Origin of the sequence: Streptomyces beijiangensis, assembly GCF_017315755.1 — a bacterium.
In the GTDB taxonomy this organism is placed as follows: Bacteria; Actinomycetota; Actinomycetes; order Streptomycetales; family Streptomycetaceae; genus Streptomyces; species Streptomyces beijiangensis.
In genome coordinates, this window is record NZ_JAFLRJ010001186.1 from 1 (window position 1) to 297 (window position 297).

The 297-nt window shown below is 70.7% G+C and carries 1 pseudogene; it reads left to right on the forward strand.

What is annotated here, in order from left to right:
- Positions 1–297 (forward strand): annotated as a pseudogene (locus J0695_RS41110) (N-methyl-L-tryptophan oxidase); the annotation flags it as partial.

The following is a 297-nucleotide window of genomic DNA, read 5'->3' on the forward strand; positions in this document are numbered from 1 at the left end:
GGACACCTACACCGCGGGCCACCTCGTGGTCTGCCCCGGCGCGTGGGCGCCCCGGCTGCTCACGGACATGGGCGTCCCGTTCACCGTCGAGCGGCAGATCATGTACTGGTTCCGGCCCCGAGAAGGGACCCGTCCCTTCGAGAGCGCGCGGCACCCCGTCTACATCTGGGAGGACGCCGAAGGCACCCAGATCTACGGCTTCCCCGCCATCGACGGGCCCGATGGGGGCGCGAAGGTCGCCTTCTTCCGCAGGGGCACCGTCTGCACCCCCGAGACCATCGACCGCACGGTCCACGA